General features: G+C 57.7%; 10 protein-coding genes. 6 read left to right on the top strand and 4 right to left on the bottom strand.

The features are described from left to right. The first annotated feature begins 2 nt into the window (after positions 1–2). The 4 genes from ACR0MP_RS00280 to ACR0MP_RS00295 are packed head-to-tail and all read left to right on the top strand — an operon-like array spanning position 3 to position 5,927. On the top strand, positions 3–2,405 hold the full coding sequence (locus ACR0MP_RS00280) for a GcvT family protein (RefSeq protein WP_480885484.1): 2,403 nt from the start codon (positions 3–5) through the stop codon (positions 2,403–2,405). A 2-nt stretch (positions 2,406–2,407) separates the two neighbouring features. Next, positions 2,408–3,952 carry a trimethylamine methyltransferase family protein gene (locus ACR0MP_RS00285; protein ID WP_480885486.1) on the top strand — a complete coding sequence of 515 codons (1,545 nt, stop codon included), beginning with the start codon at positions 2,408–2,410 and terminating at the stop codon, positions 3,950–3,952. Further along, positions 3,953–4,636, top strand: coding sequence for a TetR/AcrR family transcriptional regulator (locus tag ACR0MP_RS00290; protein ID WP_170397633.1), 684 nt, complete (start codon positions 3,953–3,955; stop codon positions 4,634–4,636). Continuing rightward, positions 4,623–5,927 carry an NAD(P)/FAD-dependent oxidoreductase gene (locus ACR0MP_RS00295; RefSeq protein ID WP_480885488.1) on the top strand — a complete coding sequence of 435 codons (1,305 nt, stop codon included), beginning with the start codon at positions 4,623–4,625 and terminating at the stop codon, positions 5,925–5,927. Before ACR0MP_RS00290 ends, ACR0MP_RS00295 begins: the two co-directional genes overlap by 14 nt. Here ACR0MP_RS00295 and ACR0MP_RS00300 read toward each other — a convergent pair. After that, the gene (locus ACR0MP_RS00300) at positions 5,924–9,319 is read right to left on the bottom strand and encodes an indolepyruvate ferredoxin oxidoreductase family protein (RefSeq protein WP_480885490.1); all 3,396 of its coding nucleotides are present in this window, start codon (positions 9,317–9,319) and stop codon (positions 5,924–5,926) included. The genes ACR0MP_RS00295 and ACR0MP_RS00300 overlap by 4 nt on opposite strands. Positions 9,320–9,465: 146 nt before the next feature. On the opposite strand from ACR0MP_RS00300, the gene ACR0MP_RS00305 reads away from it, so the two are divergent. After that, on the top strand, positions 9,466–9,927 hold the full coding sequence (locus tag ACR0MP_RS00305; RefSeq protein ID WP_170733307.1) for an Lrp/AsnC family transcriptional regulator: 462 nt from the start codon (positions 9,466–9,468) through the stop codon (positions 9,925–9,927). A 3-nt stretch (positions 9,928–9,930) separates the two neighbouring features. Here ACR0MP_RS00305 and ACR0MP_RS00310 read toward each other — a convergent pair whose 3' ends face one another. After that, on the bottom strand, positions 9,931–10,320 hold the full coding sequence (locus ACR0MP_RS00310) for a DUF3307 domain-containing protein (RefSeq protein ID WP_170397621.1): 390 nt from the start codon (positions 10,318–10,320) through the stop codon (positions 9,931–9,933). Between the two features lie 169 nt (positions 10,321–10,489). Here ACR0MP_RS00310 and ACR0MP_RS00315 point away from each other — a divergent pair, with 169 nt between their 5' ends. Beyond that, complete coding sequence (locus tag ACR0MP_RS00315; protein WP_170404585.1) at positions 10,490–13,531, top strand: ABC transporter transmembrane domain-containing protein; 3,042 nt, start codon at positions 10,490–10,492, stop codon at positions 13,529–13,531. A 23-nt stretch (positions 13,532–13,554) separates the two neighbouring features. Here ACR0MP_RS00315 and ACR0MP_RS00320 read toward each other — a convergent pair whose 3' ends face one another. Both ACR0MP_RS00320 and ACR0MP_RS00325 read right to left on the bottom strand, forming a co-directional pair. Beyond that, on the bottom strand, positions 13,555–14,787 hold the full coding sequence (locus tag ACR0MP_RS00320; RefSeq protein WP_170404582.1) for a mandelate racemase/muconate lactonizing enzyme family protein: 1,233 nt from the start codon (positions 14,785–14,787) through the stop codon (positions 13,555–13,557). A gap of 21 nt (positions 14,788–14,808) precedes the next feature. Further along, positions 14,809–15,903 carry a Zn-dependent alcohol dehydrogenase gene (locus ACR0MP_RS00325; protein WP_480885493.1) on the bottom strand — a complete coding sequence of 365 codons (1,095 nt, stop codon included), beginning with the start codon at positions 15,901–15,903 and terminating at the stop codon, positions 14,809–14,811. Between the last annotated feature and the right edge of the window lie 118 nt (positions 15,904–16,021).

Consider the following 16,021-nt stretch of genomic DNA (forward strand, 5'->3'; position numbering starts at 1 on the left):
GGATGAAATCTCAGTATCGTGTCGTAGTCATCGGTGGCGGCGTTGTCGGCGCCTCGGTTCTGTACCATCTCGCCAAGTTTGGCTGGTCAGATGTGGTCATGCTGGAGAGGCGGCGTTTGGCCTCGGGGTCTTCGTGGCACGCGGCGGGAGGCATCCATGCGCTGAACGCAGATCCGAACATGGCGTCGCTGCAGGCCTATACGATTGATCTGCTCAGCGAGATCGAAAAAGAGTCGGGCCAGAATATCGGCCTGCACATGACCGGTGGACTGACGCTGGCGGGCACACCCGAACGGTGGGAGTGGCTGCAGGCCAACTACCGCATTTTCCAGTCTATCGGCATCGACGACTGTGAGCTTTTGTCGCCAGAGGAGGCGCAGAAACGCTGCCCGATCATGTCCACCGACGGCGTGCTGGGCGCGATGTGGGCGGATCGCGAAGGTTACATCGATACAACCGGTACGGTTCAGGCTTATGCAACAGCGGCCAAGAAACGCGGCGCGGAATACTACGAAGAAACCAAGGTCGAAAGCCTGACGCAGACTGCGGATGGTTGGGAAGTTGTGACCGACAAAGGCACTATCACTTGTGAACATGTGGTCAACGCAGCTGGCCTCTGGGCCAAACAGGTGGGGCGCATGGCCGGAGTGGAACTGCCGGTTTCGCCGCTGAAACACCATTATCTGATCACCGATACGGTGCCTGAGGTGGCCGAGGCGGATTTCGAGATGCCGATGACGGTTGATCTTGAAGGCTTCACCTATATGCGACAGGACCAGAAGGGCATTCTGGTGGGCATCTACGAGGTCGATCACGAGCACTGGGCTATGGACGGTGCGCCGTGGAATTACGGTGAAGAATTGTTCCAGGAACAGCTCGACCGGATCGAGAACGAGCTGACGCTGGGCTTTGAACGGTACCCGTCGATCCAGAATGTTGGCATCAAAACATGGGTGAACGGCGCGTTCACCTTCTCACCCGATGGCAACCCGCTGGTCGGTCCGGTCCCGGGCAAGCGTGGCTATTGGTCAGCTTGTGCGGTGATGGCCGGATTCCTGCAGGGTGGCGGCGTTGGTAAGACGCTTGCCGAATGGATGATCCATGGCGAGCCTGAGGCCGACGCATGGCCTATGGACGTGGCGCGCTATGGCGATTTCGCTCAGAACAAACGCTACATCCGCGAAACAACCGGTCAGTTCTATTCTCGTCGTTTCGTGATGACTTACCCGAACGAGCAACTGCCCGCAGGTCGCCCGCTGAAGATGGCCCCAGCCCATGATGCAATGACCGAGGCGGGGTGCAAATGGGGCGTCAGTTGGGATCTGGAAGTGCCGCTTTACTTTGCGCCCAAGGGCTTTGAAGAGACGCCGACGCTGAAACGCTCGAATGCGCACGACATCGTGGCTGAGGAGTGCAAAACCATCCGCGAAGGCGTGGGACTACTGGATATCTCGGGCTTTTCGCGCTTCGAGGTCACTGGGCCAAATGCCGAGGCTTGGCTGGACAGGATCATGGCGTCGAAACTGCCTGCACCGGGGCGTGCCAAACTGGCTCCAATGCTGGGTGAGAACGGTCGCCTCAAGGGTGATCTGACCGTGCTGAACTGGGGCGACGGGACCTGGTGGATCATGGGCAGCTATTATCTGCGCGCATGGCATATGCGCTGGTTCAATGATCACATGATGGACGCCGTGAATATCCGCGATCTGGGCGAGGAATATTGCGGTTTTGCCGTGGTTGGACCGAAATCGCAGGCTGTGGTCGAGAAACTGGCCGAACAGGATATCTCGGGCCTGAAATTCATGGGCTGCGGCGACTTTGATATCGGTCTGGTGCGTGCCCGTGTGGCGCGTATGTCTGTGACGGGCGAAAAAGGGTATGAGATAAACTGCCGCTATGGCGACCATATCAAACTGCGCCGGATGCTGCTAGAGGCCGGGGCCGGGGACGGTATCCGCGAATGCGGATTCAACGCGATGCTGTCGACGCGGCTTGAGAAGAGCTTTGGTATCTGGTCTGCAGAGTTCACTCAGCTTTACACGCCAGGCATGACCGGAATGGATCGCTGGATCGACTGGAACAAGGATTTCGTTGGCAAAGAGGCTGCGCTGGCTGAACGCGATGGCAACGGTCCGGCGCAAGTTCAAGTGACGCTTGAGGTTGATGCGCTGGACGCAGATGCCAGTGGGTATGAACCGATCTGGGCTGGGGATGAGCGCGTTGGATTTGTGACTTCGGGTGGCTATGGCCACTACACGGGCAAGTCGCTGGCCATGGCTTTGGTCGACCGCGACAAGGCTGAACCAGACACCGAGTTGTCGGTGCATGTGGTCGGTGTCGAACGCCCGGCCCGCGTGATTGCGCCGTCGCCCTATGACCCGCTGGGCAAAGCGATGCGAGGTTGACCATGTCGGACTTGGGCCAAAGACGCCGACGGCGCGGGCGCGGGACCGATGCCGCCCCGCAATCTAGTCGCGAGGTGAATTATCGCCAGTTGCGCAATCCGTTTCCACAGATGGAAGTGTTCCCGACGGATCAGATTGCAGATATGCACGACACCGCATTGCGCACACTGGAAGAGTTGGGCGTGAAAGTTCTATTGCCCGAAGCGCGGCGAATCTACGCGCAGGGTGGCGCCCGCGTGGATGAAGACAGCGAAATGGTCTTCATCGGGCGGGATATGGTTGAGGCTGCGGTGGCCTCAGCTCCGAAATCCATCGGCTGCCGGGCGGGCGCGCGGCACCGGGATTTCACTTTGGAGCTGGGCTCTTTGGTGTTCCAACCCGGGGCTGGCGCTCCAAACGCGACCGATCTGGAACGCGGTCGGCGGCCAGCGAGTGGGCAGGATTATCTGGAGTTCCTAGAGCTCACTCATCACTTTGATGTCTTCCAGATGATCTCACCGCAGGTCGAACCGCAGGACGTGCCAACCAATGTGCGGCACTATTTCACCACACAAGCGCAGATGGAGCTGACGGATAAGTTCCCGTTCTTCTTCTCGCGGGGCACGCCGCAAGTGATGGACTGCTTCGAGATGCTCTCAACGGCGCGAGGTCTGTCTGACAAGGAGTTCCGCGCTAACGCCCATTGTTACACGATTATCAACACCAACAGCCCGCGGACGCTGGATATTCCGATGGCTCAGGGGCTGATCGACTTTGCGCGCCATGGTCAGATGTCGATCATCACACCCTTTACCCTGATGGGCGCAATGGCTCCGATCACGGTGGCCGGGGCCATCACGCTGTCCCATGCCGAGGCACTTGCGGCCTTGACGCTGACCCAGCTTACCAACCCCGGTGCGCCGGTGTGCTATGGGACCTTTACCAGCAATGTCGACATGAAATCAGGGGCGCCTGCATTCGGGACACCCTCGCATTTTCAGGCGTCTTTGGCGGCGGGCCAGTTGGCCCGGCATCTGGGCCTGCCCTGGCGGTCTGCGGCGGGGTCTGCGGCAAATATCAACGACGTTCAGGCCGCCAATGAAAACCAGTTCGGCCTGTGGGGCTGCCTGATGGCCGGGGCGACGGTCATCATTCATTCGGCCGGATGGCTCGAAGGTGGCCTGACCGTATCTTTCGAGAAGATGATCTGCGATGCCGAGGTGTTGAACATGGTGGCCGAGCTTTGTGCAGGGGCACAGGCCAATGGTGCAGAGATCGGGTTTGATACTGCGCTGAGCGAGGTTGAACCCAGCGGACATTTCTTCGCCACGAGTCAGACGATGGAGCGCTATAATACCGCATTTTATGAGCCGCACCTGCATGATTACGCAAATTTTGGCACCTGGACCGAGCGTGGCGCGATCGACGCCAACCATCGCGCGACCGGTGTATGGAAGGAAATCCTGGCAAATTTCAAAGCACCGGCATCAGATACGGATCGCCTTGGTGCGTTGAAGGATTTCATAGCGCGCCGTACAGAAGAGGGCGGCGCACCGCCGGAGAGTTGAATGAACACCAAACCCATCCTGCACCGGGACGATCCCGAAGCTGAGCCACTGATTGGTAACGTCAAGGTCACGCGCGATGATTGGCTGAACGTGGCCATGGACGTCCTGATTTCGGACGGGGTCGAGCAGGTGAAAGTCATGAACCTTGCCGAGCGGATGGCGGTCTCGCGCTCATCATTCTACTGGTACTTCAAGTCGCGGCAGGAATTGCTGGATGCGCTGCTGGCGCGATGGCAGGCGACAAATACGGCGGCCTTGATCGCGCAATCCGAATTGCCTGCTGAAACGATCACTGCTGCGGTGTGCAATGTGCAGCGCTGCGTTGTGAATACCGAACTATTTGATACGGCGCTTGATTTTGCTGTGCGGGATTGGGCACGAAGATCGGGAAAGGTGCGGCGTATGCTGGACCAGTCCGATGCCCGTCGCCTGGCCGCGCTGCGCGCGATGTTCATCCGGTTCAACTATGATGAGACCGAGGCAGAGACGCGGGCGCGGGTGCTATATTATATGCAGATCGGATATGATCTGGCGCAGTTAAACGAACCATTGGCGATCAGGCTGTCGATGGTTCCACACTACCTTTATGTTTTTACAGGGGTCGAACCGCGACCCGAGGAAATCACCGAATTCAGCGCGTATGCGAAACGTTTCTGGGAAGGGGCAGGACATGAACCAACCTGACGCAATCATCATTGGCACCGGTGTGATCGGCGCCGCCATCGCGTTCGAGATGTCCAAGGCCGGTTGGAAAACTCTGTCGTTGGATCGCTATGCGCAGGTTGGGCATGGCTCGACCGCAGGCTCTTGCGCGATAATTCGGATGCATTATTCGACCCTCGATGGAACCGCGTTCGCCTGGGAAGGTTATCACTATTGGCGTGATTGGGCGAACTATCTGGGCTTGCCCGACACAGCCGATTTGGCGCAGTTTCGTGAGACCGGTTGTTTGGTCGTCAAGACCGAGGCCAATGGATTTCTTGAGAAACATAAGAAGTACAGCGCCGAACTGGATTGTCCGTTTGAAGAATGGACACCCGAGCGGATTACCGAACGTCTGCCGATCTATTCTCTGGACAGCTTTGCCCCGGCGCGGCGCATGGATGATCCGGAGTTCGGCCAACCGAACGGAGATCGGATTCAGGGCGCAGTGTTCTGGCCGAAAGCAGGCTATGTGACCGATCCGGCCTTGTCGGCGCAAAACCTGATGGATGCCGCCAAGCTGCATGGTGCCGAAGTGCGAACGGGCGCAGACGTGCGCGAAATCCTGTTGCAGCAGTGGCGCGTCGCAGGTGTCAGACTTGCCTCTGGTGAAGAAATCCACGCCAAAGTGGTGGTGAATGTTGCCGGTCCCGGGTCAGCGCTTGTCAACGAAATGGCCGGGGTTCTGGGTGACATGACTATTCAAACCCGCCCGCTGCGGCAGGAGGTGGTGCATGTACCCGCGCCCGAAGGATTTGATTTCGAAACGCAAGGAACAATTGTCTCGGATAGTGATATCGCGCTGTATTGCCGTCCAGAACATGGCAATCATATTCTGATCGGCTCCGAGGATCCGGCTTGTGATCCGCATCAATGGTGCGAAGATGATGTAAGCTATAACCACGATTTTACGGATCAATGGACCACGCAGGCCATGCGTTATGCCCAACGGGTCCCTAGCTTGGGGATACCCTCCAGAACCCGTGGGGTGGTGGATTTGTATGATGCCTCGACTGACTGGATTCCGATCTATGACAAGTCCAGCCTGCCGGGGTTTTACATGGCCTGCGGCACCAGCGGAAACCAATACAAGAACGCGCCGATTGCGGGCAAAATGATGGCTGAACTGATTGACTACGTTGAAGGCGGTGCGGATCATGACGACAAGCCGATGCAGTTTGAACTGCCTTGCATTGGGCGCACAATCGACACCGGTTTCTATTCCCGCAAGCGACCGGTCAATACCGATAGCAGTTTCTCGGTGCTTGGTTAACGCGCCATCGCGCGCGCGTTCTCATAGCTTTCTTCCCGTACTGGACCGAAACCGCGTATCTGGTCCGCAGCTGACAGCACGTCCAGCCACTCGGTCTCGGAATGGGCGGAGGGGTTTGTCAGATACATGTCCAACAGCGATTGGTACCAGTTTAGGATACCTCGATGCAGTCGCGCTTCGGAGTGACGGCCGAAGGGGTTCAGGACCGAGCCACGCAAACCACGTAGACGGGACAGTCCCCGCAGAACCGGGCGCATCCATGGACCCAGTGCAAACTTGAGGGGGCGGCCCCGTTCGTCCTTGCGCCAGCTGAGCATTGGCGGGGCGAAGTGGTAACTGGTTTTGAAATCTCCCTCGAACTGTTGCTTCAGTTCGTTGTCGAAGTTTTGGGACGTTTGCAGCCGGGCCACTTCGAACTCGTCCTTATAGGCCATGAAGCGGAACAGGTTACGGGCTACGGATTCTAGAAGATCGTCGGATATTTTCGGGTTCGACGCGCGGATTGCTTCAATCTGTTGCGCATAGCGATCCGCATATGCGGCATCCTGATAATCTGTCAAAAACGCCACCCGACGCGCAATCACCTGATCCAAGGTGCCGTTTGTCTCTTCGGGTAGTGCCAGCCCGTGAATGCGGTCGGGGTCAGCCGCCAGACAACGCCCAAGAGCAAAGGCCAGCCGGTTTTTTTCGACGGCAACACCGTTCAGCAAAATGGCCTGAGCCAATGCAAGGTGCGATACCGGAACCAGCTCGTTTTGCCATGCATAACCCAGCAAAATGACGTTGGCGAAGACGGAATCCCCCAGTAGCGCCTCAGCTATTGCATTTGCGTCAAGGCTGGCGAGATTGTCCACCCCAACCACATCTGCGATCGCCTGTTCCCGCTTATCGACCCGCAATTGGGCATCGCGACGCAGGACAAGATCGCCGGTGGGCATCTCAGCCCTGTTCAGCACAACGCGTGTCCCGCGGGCAAAATGAGCTGAGGCTTTGGGGGCCGAACTCACCACCACATCACAGCCAATCACCGCATCCGCAGCGCCTTGATCTATGCGTACTTGGTTAAGCGCATCCGGAGCTGCGCCAAGGCGGATGTAACTGAGTACCGTGCCGAATTTCTGCGCAAATCCGGTGAAATCCAGGACCGAGGCACCTTTGCCTTCCAGGTGCGCGGCCATAGTGATCAAGGCCCCAACCGTGACAACCCCAGTGCCACCCACGCCTGTCACAAGCAGATCAAACGGTGTGTCCAAAGACGGAAGCTTTGGGTCTGGCAGGTCTGCCTCAAGCGCGTCGAGGTCCAGATCTATGGCCCGCTTTCGCCGGGTTGCGCCTGCAACGGTCACGAAACTTGGGCAGAATCCGTTCAGGCACGAAAAATCCTTGTTGCACGAACTTAAGTTGATCTTGCGCTTGCGCCCCAGCGGGGTTTCGCGCGGCTCAACGCTTAGGCAATTCGACGCGACCGAGCAGTCGCCGCAGCCTTCGCAGACCAGATCGTTGATCCAGACGAACGTTGAGGGGTCCTCCATTGTCCCACGCTTGCGGCGGCGGCGTTTCTCGGTGGCGCAGGTCTGTTCGTAGATCAGGACCGTAACACCGGGAATGTCGCGCAATTCGCGTTGCAGGCTGTCCATCTTTGCCCGGTCGTGGAACGTAGTGCCTGCCGGGAAATCGGATCGGCTGAACTTGGCAATGTCGTCCGAGACCAGCGCGATCCGCTCAACCCCCTCGGCCCGGCAGGTTTGCGCAATACCTGCCACGCTGACGGGCCCATCCACCGGCTGCCCTCCGGTCATTGCGACCGCATCATTGTAGAGGATTTTATAGGTGATATTTGTCCCTGCCGCGACGGCCTGACGGATCGCGAGTGATCCCGAATGGTACCACGTCCCTTCGCCAAGGTTCTGGAAGATATGCTTGCCGCCATTGAATTGTGAGGCCACCACATGGGGTACGCCTTCGCCTCCCATCTGTGCATAGCCGACCGTCTCGCGATCCATCCAAGATGCCATTACATGACAACCAATGCCGCTGGCAGCGGTAGAGCCTTCGGGAACTTTAGTTGATGTATTGTGCGGGCAGCCCGAGCAGAAATAGGGTGTCCGTGTTGCGCCCGGGACATTGATCACGGGAGGTTCCGTCTCGGTCAGTGCACGCGCTTTGGCAGGCAAGTTTTCTTCAGGGAAGAACGTGTTAAGTCGGGCGGCAACAATAGGGGCCAGCATCAAAGGGCTGAGTTCCCCGGTCCATGGGATCAGCGGTTCGCCATGGCTGTCATATTTACCTACCATCTTATGGGGTTTGTCGCCGGGCCAGTCATAGAAGTATTCTTTGAACTGGCTTTCGATGATGCCGCGCTTTTCCTCGACGACCAGAACCTCGGCCTTGCCTTTCACAAAGCGCAACGCGTTGCGACGGGCCAGCGGCCAGACCATGCCAACCTTGTAGATGTCGATCCCCAAGCGGCGACAGGCGGCTTCATCAAGGTCCAGCAAACGCAGCGCCTCCATGAGATCGAGGTGCCCCTTGCCGGTGGTCACGAAGCCGAACTTCGCGTTGTCGATGTCATAAATACGCCGGTCGATGGGGTTTTCTTCGGCAAAGGCCCGAACGGCGCGCAACTTGTGTTGGATGCGGGTCTCGATCTCGGGCGAGGGCAAATCGGCGGTGCGGACGTGCAAGCCGCGTTCGGGCAAGTCGATCTGCGGCAGGGAAAAGCTGCGATCCGGGTGCAGATCGACGGACCGTGCGCTTTCGACCGTTTCCGAGACCGCCTTGAACCCGACCCAGGTGCCTGAGAAACGGGACAGTGCGAACCCGTACTCGCCGAATTCCAAATATTCCTCGACCGAGGCTGGGTTCAATGTCGGCATGAACCACGACATGAAGGCCACATCCGACTGATGCGGCATCGAAGAACTGACGCAACCATGATCATCGCCTGCCACGACTAGCACGCCACCTTTTGGCGCAGACCCATATGCGTTTCCATGTTTCAATGCATCGCCTGATCGGTCGACACCAGGGCCTTTACCGTACCACATCGAAAAGATGCCCTCGACCTCGCAATGCGGGTCCAAAATGGCCTGTTGCGCACCCAGAACCGCCGTTGCGCCGAGGTCTTCGTTCACGGCGGGCATAAACGTGATGCGATCCGTCTTCAGCCGGTCCTTTGCGCGCCATAGCTCAAGATCCAGCCCGCCCAGTGGCGATCCGCGATAGCCCGAGACAAACCCCGCCGTGTTCAGCCCGGCCTGACGATCGCGTCGGGCCTGGTCCATCATAATGCGCGCCAAGGCTTGCGTGCCTGTTAGAAAAACCCGGCCCTGCGTCAGGGTATAGCGGTCTTCAAGCCGATAGGTGCGGGGGGAGGGTTCGTGGTGGCTCATTGCTGCGCGTCCATGGGTTTTTGTCCTTGGTGTTCGGTTATTTTAACCCCCCGCAGGTGAATTTCTGTTTCAGAGTTTGTGAGTGTTCTGCAAAATATGATAGGATTCACCAGATTTAGTTAAAATTACGGATGAATCATTCCAAGATGGCCACTCTTGATGATCGGGACCGCCGCATTCTGACGCTGCTTCAAAATGACAGCCGGGTTTCAAACGCCGAATTGGCAGATGCTGTCGGCATGTCAGCCTCAGCCCTGTGGCGCAGGGTGCGCGCGCTGGAAGAGGCTGGGGTGATCGAACGGTACGGCGCTTTGGTGAACCCTGCCGAGATGGGGTTGACGTTCGAAGCAATCGTGCATGTTCACCTGACCCGGCATGACCCGGACAAGATTGTCGACTTCATCCGGGCCGTCGAGATCAGCCCCGAAGTGCAGGAATGCTACGCCACGACAGGTCAGGCGGATTATCATCTGCGTGTCTTGTGCAGGAATCTGTCTGCTTACAACACGTTTCTGGAAGATTTCTTGTTTCGATTGCCCGCCGTCGCCAGCGCGCAAACGAATGTCGTGCTGCGGACGATCAAGCGGAACCGACCGGTGGTACCCTGAAGCTTAAGCCGCGAAAGCCACCCAAGCCCAGGCCATGCCAATATAAGTAAGGTTGTGAAACAACTGATCCAGACCAGCGGCACGCCAAAAAGCGGCCTGATTGGGTTGCAACTGTTTGCGGTCAGAATAGTTGGCTTTGGCAAAGTCGATGTGAAAATGCACGATCCATTCCAACGCAGCGATGATCAGTATGAATTCAATCGGGGCGCGAAAGAGCGCGAAAATCACGACCGAACCCACAACATGCACAGCAGCATGTTGCGCGCGCCCCATGTGGAAATACGTGCCTCGCCCGGAAAGCATCTTGGGCGTCTGTAAATAATAGTCGGCGAACATGTGTTTGATCTGAAGCAGGCACAGCAACAGAAACACAGCGCCAAAGCTGGCAGGCAAATGAATCCTCCCGATATCGTCCTGAATCAGGAGATTAGGGGGTAAACGCGAAACGCGCAAATGAACTTGTTCACACAACGCAAATTAGGCGCAAATCGGAAATTCATTTGCTTCCGAGGATACGATTGCGGTAAATTCGGCCCGTTGTATTAACGCCAAAATCAGTGATTTGAGCGGCGGATCGTTAGTAGGGGCGGGTTCAATAGAACGATCGATCTTTCAGTTCATCTGGAAATACTCGAAGCGCGACCAGTTGATTTTGCTGGCCGTGACGTCGACCTTGTTTCCTTTGCTTTACCTGACGTTGGAGCTGCCCAAGCGCATCATCAATGACGCAATCGGCGCGACAAGTCAGATTGTCGATGTCTGGGGTTATAGCCTGACGCAGACCACTTTTCTGATGATCCTGTGCTTTGCCTTTCTGGCTGCGGTGCTGGCGCACGGGCTCATGAAGATGCGTATCAACACCATGAAGGGTGTACTGAGCGAGCGTATGCTGCGTCGCTTTCGCTATCAGTTGATCAACCGCGCGCTTCGCTTCCCACAACCATATTTTGAGCGGGTCAGTCAGGGCGAAATGGTCTCGATGATAACCGCTGAAAGCGAACCGATGGGTGGGCTGATGGGGGATGCGATCAGTCAGCCCGTGCTGCAGGCCGGACAAATGATCACGATCCTGTCCTTTCTGTTCCTCCAAAGCGTTTGGTTCGGACTGGCCGCGGTGGCGTTGATCCCGCTGCAGGCCTGGCTGATCCCGCGATTGCAACGCCAGATCAATCTTCTGAACAAGAAGCGCATTCAAGAGGTCCGCGTTTTGGCTGCCCAGATCGGCGAGAACGCTGCCGGAGCCTCGACCCTACGGGCCAATGGCGGTTGGCGATATCGGAGGGCGATGATCTCGGACCAACTGGGGCGGCTGTTCGCCATCCGCTTTGAGATCTATCAGAAGAAGTTCTTTATGAAGTTCATCAACAACTTCATATCGCAGCTGACGCCATTCATGTTCTACCTTGTCGGTGGCCTGCTGGTGTTGCAGGGATCTGTTTCGCTGGGTGCTCTGGTGGCTGCGCTGGCGGCTTACAAAGACTTGAGTTCGCCCTGGAAGGAACTGCTGACCTATTATAATCAAACGCAGGACATGTCGCTGCGATGGGATGTTGTGATTGATCGTTTCGCACCGGATGGAATGATTGATGAGGCCCTGTTTGACGGAGAGCCAGCGGATCGTCCGCATCTGAATGGCGATATCGTACTGAATCAGGTCTCGGTTCGTGATATCGACGGCAATCAGGTTTTGGATGATCTGGACCTGACGTTCCCAGCAGGTAAAACGGTCGGCATTTCGGCCACCAGCGAGGAAGATCGCCATGCGCTGACCGAGTTGCTGACCCGCGAGATACTGCCAACCTCTGGCCGTATTGAAATCGGCGGCATCAATATGGCTGGCCTGCATCAAAGCGTTGTTGCCCGACGAATAGGTCTAGCAACCTCGCGCCCCATAATGTTTCAGGGCACGTTGGGTGAAAATGTGATGATGCCGATGCGGTCACATCCATTGTCCAAGTCCACGGAGGATCCGGATTTCCCCGAGACGCTGAGGGCAGGTAACAGTGCTGATCCATTCCACGTCGAATGGCTAGATCCAGGATCGGCAGGCTTTGACGATACAGCACGGCTGCGCGATTGGTGGCTGAAACTGATCGATGGCATGGGCTCGGGCGCTGCGTTGTTTCAGCGCGGTGCCGAGCAGGTGTTTGATGCGAATGAGCGCCCGGAACTGGCAGCAAAGCTGGTCGAATTGCGCCCTCGGGTGCAGAAGGCGGTGCGCGAGGCCGGGCTTGATCAGCAGGCGCTGATTTTCGATCGCTGCGCGTATAACCCTGCGCTACCCGTTGCTGAGAACCTGTTGTTTGCCACCCCTTGTGTTCCAGTGACACGGCAATTGCTGGCACAGCAGACCGTGTTTCTGGGCCAGTTGCGCGAGTTGGGGTTGGATGAAACCCTGATCAGCCTGACACGCGACGTAATTGAGATGCTGCGCCAGATATTTGGGCTTGATGGAACAGATCATCCTTTGTTTCGCAAGCTGGGGCTTGAGGCCCAGACCTACGAGGCCGCGGTTGAATTGGTCGAGCAAACCCGCAAAGAAGGCGCAAACGGGCTGGATGACGAACAATTGGCTAGCTTGCTTTCGGTGCCATTTGTGATCTCGGCCGAGCAGATTGGCCCGGCGTTTTCGGATGAGCTGAAGAACCGCATTCTTGAGCTTCGCCACAGCCACTCGGCCAAATTGCTGGAACCGTTGCACGATGTATTCGTCCCGTTGGATGAAGATGCCTTTGCACCCGGTTTGACGGTCATGGAAAACGCACTGTTTGGCAAGGTCAGCCAGATCGGCGGTGCGCGGACCGACGAGGCGCGCAAACTGATCGTCGATGTTCTGGCCGAGAACGGGGCGCGACCGATGGTGGTGGAACTGATCTATGATGTTCCGGTCTCGATTGGCGGCCAGAACTTGCCTGCGGTATTTGCCGAACCGCTGGCCTTTACCCGCGCTGCGATCAAAAAGCCGGATATTCTGATCCTGGAAACCGCGCTTGCCAGCTATGATATGGAGACACAGGTCGCAGTTTATAAAAATCTGCGTGAATTGCTGCCCGAAACTACTGTAATCTATCTAAATGATGCGTTCGAAAATCCAGATGTTTTCGACATGTATGTTGAAATCCGTCAGGGCCGGGTCGTGACGGGTGAAGGCCCAACCGACGTCGACGGCGACGGTGCGGCGTCTGCCGATCTGGTACGCAAATTGCGTGCGCTTGAGCAGACCCCGTTGTTCTCTGGGCTCGACCGTCGCCAGCTTCGACTGCTGGCCTTTGGTGCGCGCTGGTTCGAAGCGAAACCTGGCCAGGTGGTGTTTCTGAAGGATGATCAGCCAACCGATGGCGCCTATGTCATCCTTGAGGGCGAGGCAGGATTGTACCTGCCGCGTTCGGGCGAGGCCGATCAACTGATCACAACGGTTGGTGCGGGCGCGTTGGTGGGAGAGCTGGGGTTGATCCGAAAAGAGCCTCGGGCGTTGAGCATGGTGGCTGAAACGGAACTGTCCTGCCTACGGATCGGTGAGGAGGAATTTCTGGCGGTCGTCGAGAACGATGCAGCCACAGCCTTTAAACTGTTGCAGGTCATCGCGGGGTATGTCTCGAACTGATCGGCTTGCTCGCCTGTCGATTGTTACCCTTCGGTTGCGGGTGCACCGCCTTGAAACGCATTCCCATTTGCATAGTCACATGGGGTTTCCTGCATCTGTAGGTGCAGCCCGTCACCTTTGTAGGGATGGGCTCGGGCAAGGCCTTCATCGACCTCGATACCAAGGCCGGGCTCGGTCGGAGGAGTGACGAACCCCTTCTCGACGCGGATGCTTCCCTTTATCAGTTGATCGTGGAATGGGGTCTCGATGCTTTCAAGCAGCAGCAGGTTCGGGATCGACGCCGCCAGATGAATATTCGCCGCCCACTCGATCGGTCCCGCATACAGATGGGGTGCCATCTGGGCGTTGAAAACCTCGGCCATTGCGGCGACTTTCTTCATCTCCCATATACCGCCAGCGCGTCCCAACGCAGGCTGAAGGATTTCGGCGGCCCCGGCGCGCAGGACCGCGCCAAATTCCGCTTTGGTTGTCATCCGTTCACCGGTTGCGACAGGGATACGGACATTGCGCGCCACACGGGCCATATCCTCGATCATGTCGGGGGGTGTGGGTTCTTCGAACCACAGCGGCGAAAAGGGTTCCAGCGCTTGGCCCAGACGTATAGCTCCGGCTGTGTTGAACTGGCCATGAGTGCCGAACAGCAGATCGGCCTTGTCTCCAACTGCCTCACGGATCGCTTTGCAAAACGCTATCGACATAGAGATATCGGACATCGCGGGCATGTGTCCACCGCGGATCGTATAAGGCCCGGCGGGATCAAACTTGACGGCGGTATAGCCGCGCCGGACCATTTCAGCAGCACTTTCTCCGGCCTGCTCAGGTGAAGTCCAGAAGTCCGTCAGGTTATGCTGAGGAAGTGGGTAGAGATAGGTGTACGCCCGGATACGGTCGTTCATCCGCCCACCCAGCAGCGCATAGACCGGACGATCACGATCCTTGCCCAAAATGTCCCAGCAGGCGATTTCGAGCCCCGAGAACGCACCCATGACGGTCAGGTCTGGTCGCTGAGTGAAGCCGCTGGAATAGGCGCGGCGGAACATCAACTCGATATTCTCGGGGTTTTCGCCCTGCATGTGCCGTTCGAATACATCGCGAATGACATGGGTCATGGCTTCGGGACCAACCGAGGACGCGTAGCATTCCCCCCAACCGATCACGCCCGTATCCGTGGTGACCTTGACCAAAATCCAATAGCGCCCACCCCAACCCGGTGCCGGAGGCGCGGTGACAATGACATCGAGATCTTGCAGTTTCATCGGGTGTTCCTTTTGCGGGGTTCAGTCGCGATCAAACAAGATTACATTGCGTTTGGCCGCACCGGACTTGGTGTCTTCGATGGCCTCATTGATCTGCGACAGGGTCCAGCGACCCGAGATCAACTCGTCCAGTTTCAGCCGCCCCTGTTCATACAGATCGATCATCCACGGGATGTCGCGCTGGATCACTACATCGCCCATTTTTGAGCCCACCATGCCCTGGCCAAGCGCGGCCAGCACGACGGGTTCGTAGCTGGACATGTCACCAGAATGGGGCATCCCGATCATGATCGCCTTGCCGCCCCGACCAAGGTAACGCGGGGCCTGATCATAGGCCGGGATTGCACCAACAGTAATCAAGACGGCGTCTGCGCCACGTCCGCCCAACGCCTTGTAGGCGGCTTTCCACGGCTCTTTCTGGCTGGCCAAAACACCATGGGTCGCGCCGAACTCCATTGCGATATCCAGCTTATCCTGTGTCATATCGACCGCAACGATACGGCGAGCTCCGGCAATACGTGCGCCTTGGATTGCGTTCAAGCCGACGCCCCCGGCGCCGATGACAACCACGTCCTGCCCGGGGCGAAGCTGGGCGGCGTTGACTGCTGCACCAACACCGGTGATCACCCCGCAGGACAGCAGGCTGGCAAGGTCCCTGGGCAGCGTTTCGGGAATGCGGACGATTTGTCGGTGGCTGACAACTACCTTTTCGGCAAAGGCCCCGCATGCCATGGCCTGTTCCAGCGCATCACCGTCTACAGTCTGCAGCGGACCTTTCACGGTGTCATAAGGTGTTTCACAAATGGTGGGCATGCCACCGGCACAGGACGGGCAGGACCCGCAGGCGCGGATCAAGGTTACCACAACGGGATCACCAAGTTTGAAATCCCCTGCGCCTTCGCCAACAGCAGAAACGATGCCAGCCGCTTCGTGCCCGTAAACCGCGGGCAAGTGGCCGCCCCACGCGCCGCTTGCAAAGGAAATGTCCGAATGACAAATCGCGACCGCATCCAGCGTGACCTCGACCTCGCCCATGCCGGGCGGTGCAATCAGGATGTCTTCGATGACCAGAGGTTCGCCGAAGGCTCGGCATACAGCTGCTTTGATGGTTTGCATGAGTTTTTCCCGCTTCCTAACAGGATCACGGTGACCCGTCCCGGCGCGGCCTGCAAGGTGGAAACCGTCACGGAGGTGTCGTTGTTATGCCAATGCTGGCTAGACGCAAAAGAAACCG

The organism is Ruegeria sp. K3, assembly GCF_056531845.1.

Coding starts and splice junctions, on each gene's coding strand:
- ACR0MP_RS00300 (WP_480885490.1), bottom strand. CDS start 9,319: ATGAGCCACCACGAACCCTCCCCCCGCACCTATCGGCTTGAAGACCGC.
- ACR0MP_RS00285 (WP_480885486.1), top strand. CDS start 2,408: ATGTCGGACTTGGGCCAAAGACGCCGACGGCGCGGGCGCGGGACCGAT.
- ACR0MP_RS00325 (WP_480885493.1), bottom strand. CDS start 15,903: ATGCAAACCATCAAAGCAGCTGTATGCCGAGCCTTCGGCGAACCTCTG.
- ACR0MP_RS00320 (WP_170404582.1), bottom strand. CDS start 14,787: ATGAAACTGCAAGATCTCGATGTCATTGTCACCGCGCCTCCGGCACCG.
- ACR0MP_RS00295 (WP_480885488.1), top strand. CDS start 4,623: ATGAACCAACCTGACGCAATCATCATTGGCACCGGTGTGATCGGCGCC.
- ACR0MP_RS00280 (WP_480885484.1), top strand. CDS start 3: ATGAAATCTCAGTATCGTGTCGTAGTCATCGGTGGCGGCGTTGTCGGC.
- ACR0MP_RS00305 (WP_170733307.1), top strand. CDS start 9,466: ATGGCCACTCTTGATGATCGGGACCGCCGCATTCTGACGCTGCTTCAA.
- ACR0MP_RS00290 (WP_170397633.1), top strand. CDS start 3,953: ATGAACACCAAACCCATCCTGCACCGGGACGATCCCGAAGCTGAGCCA.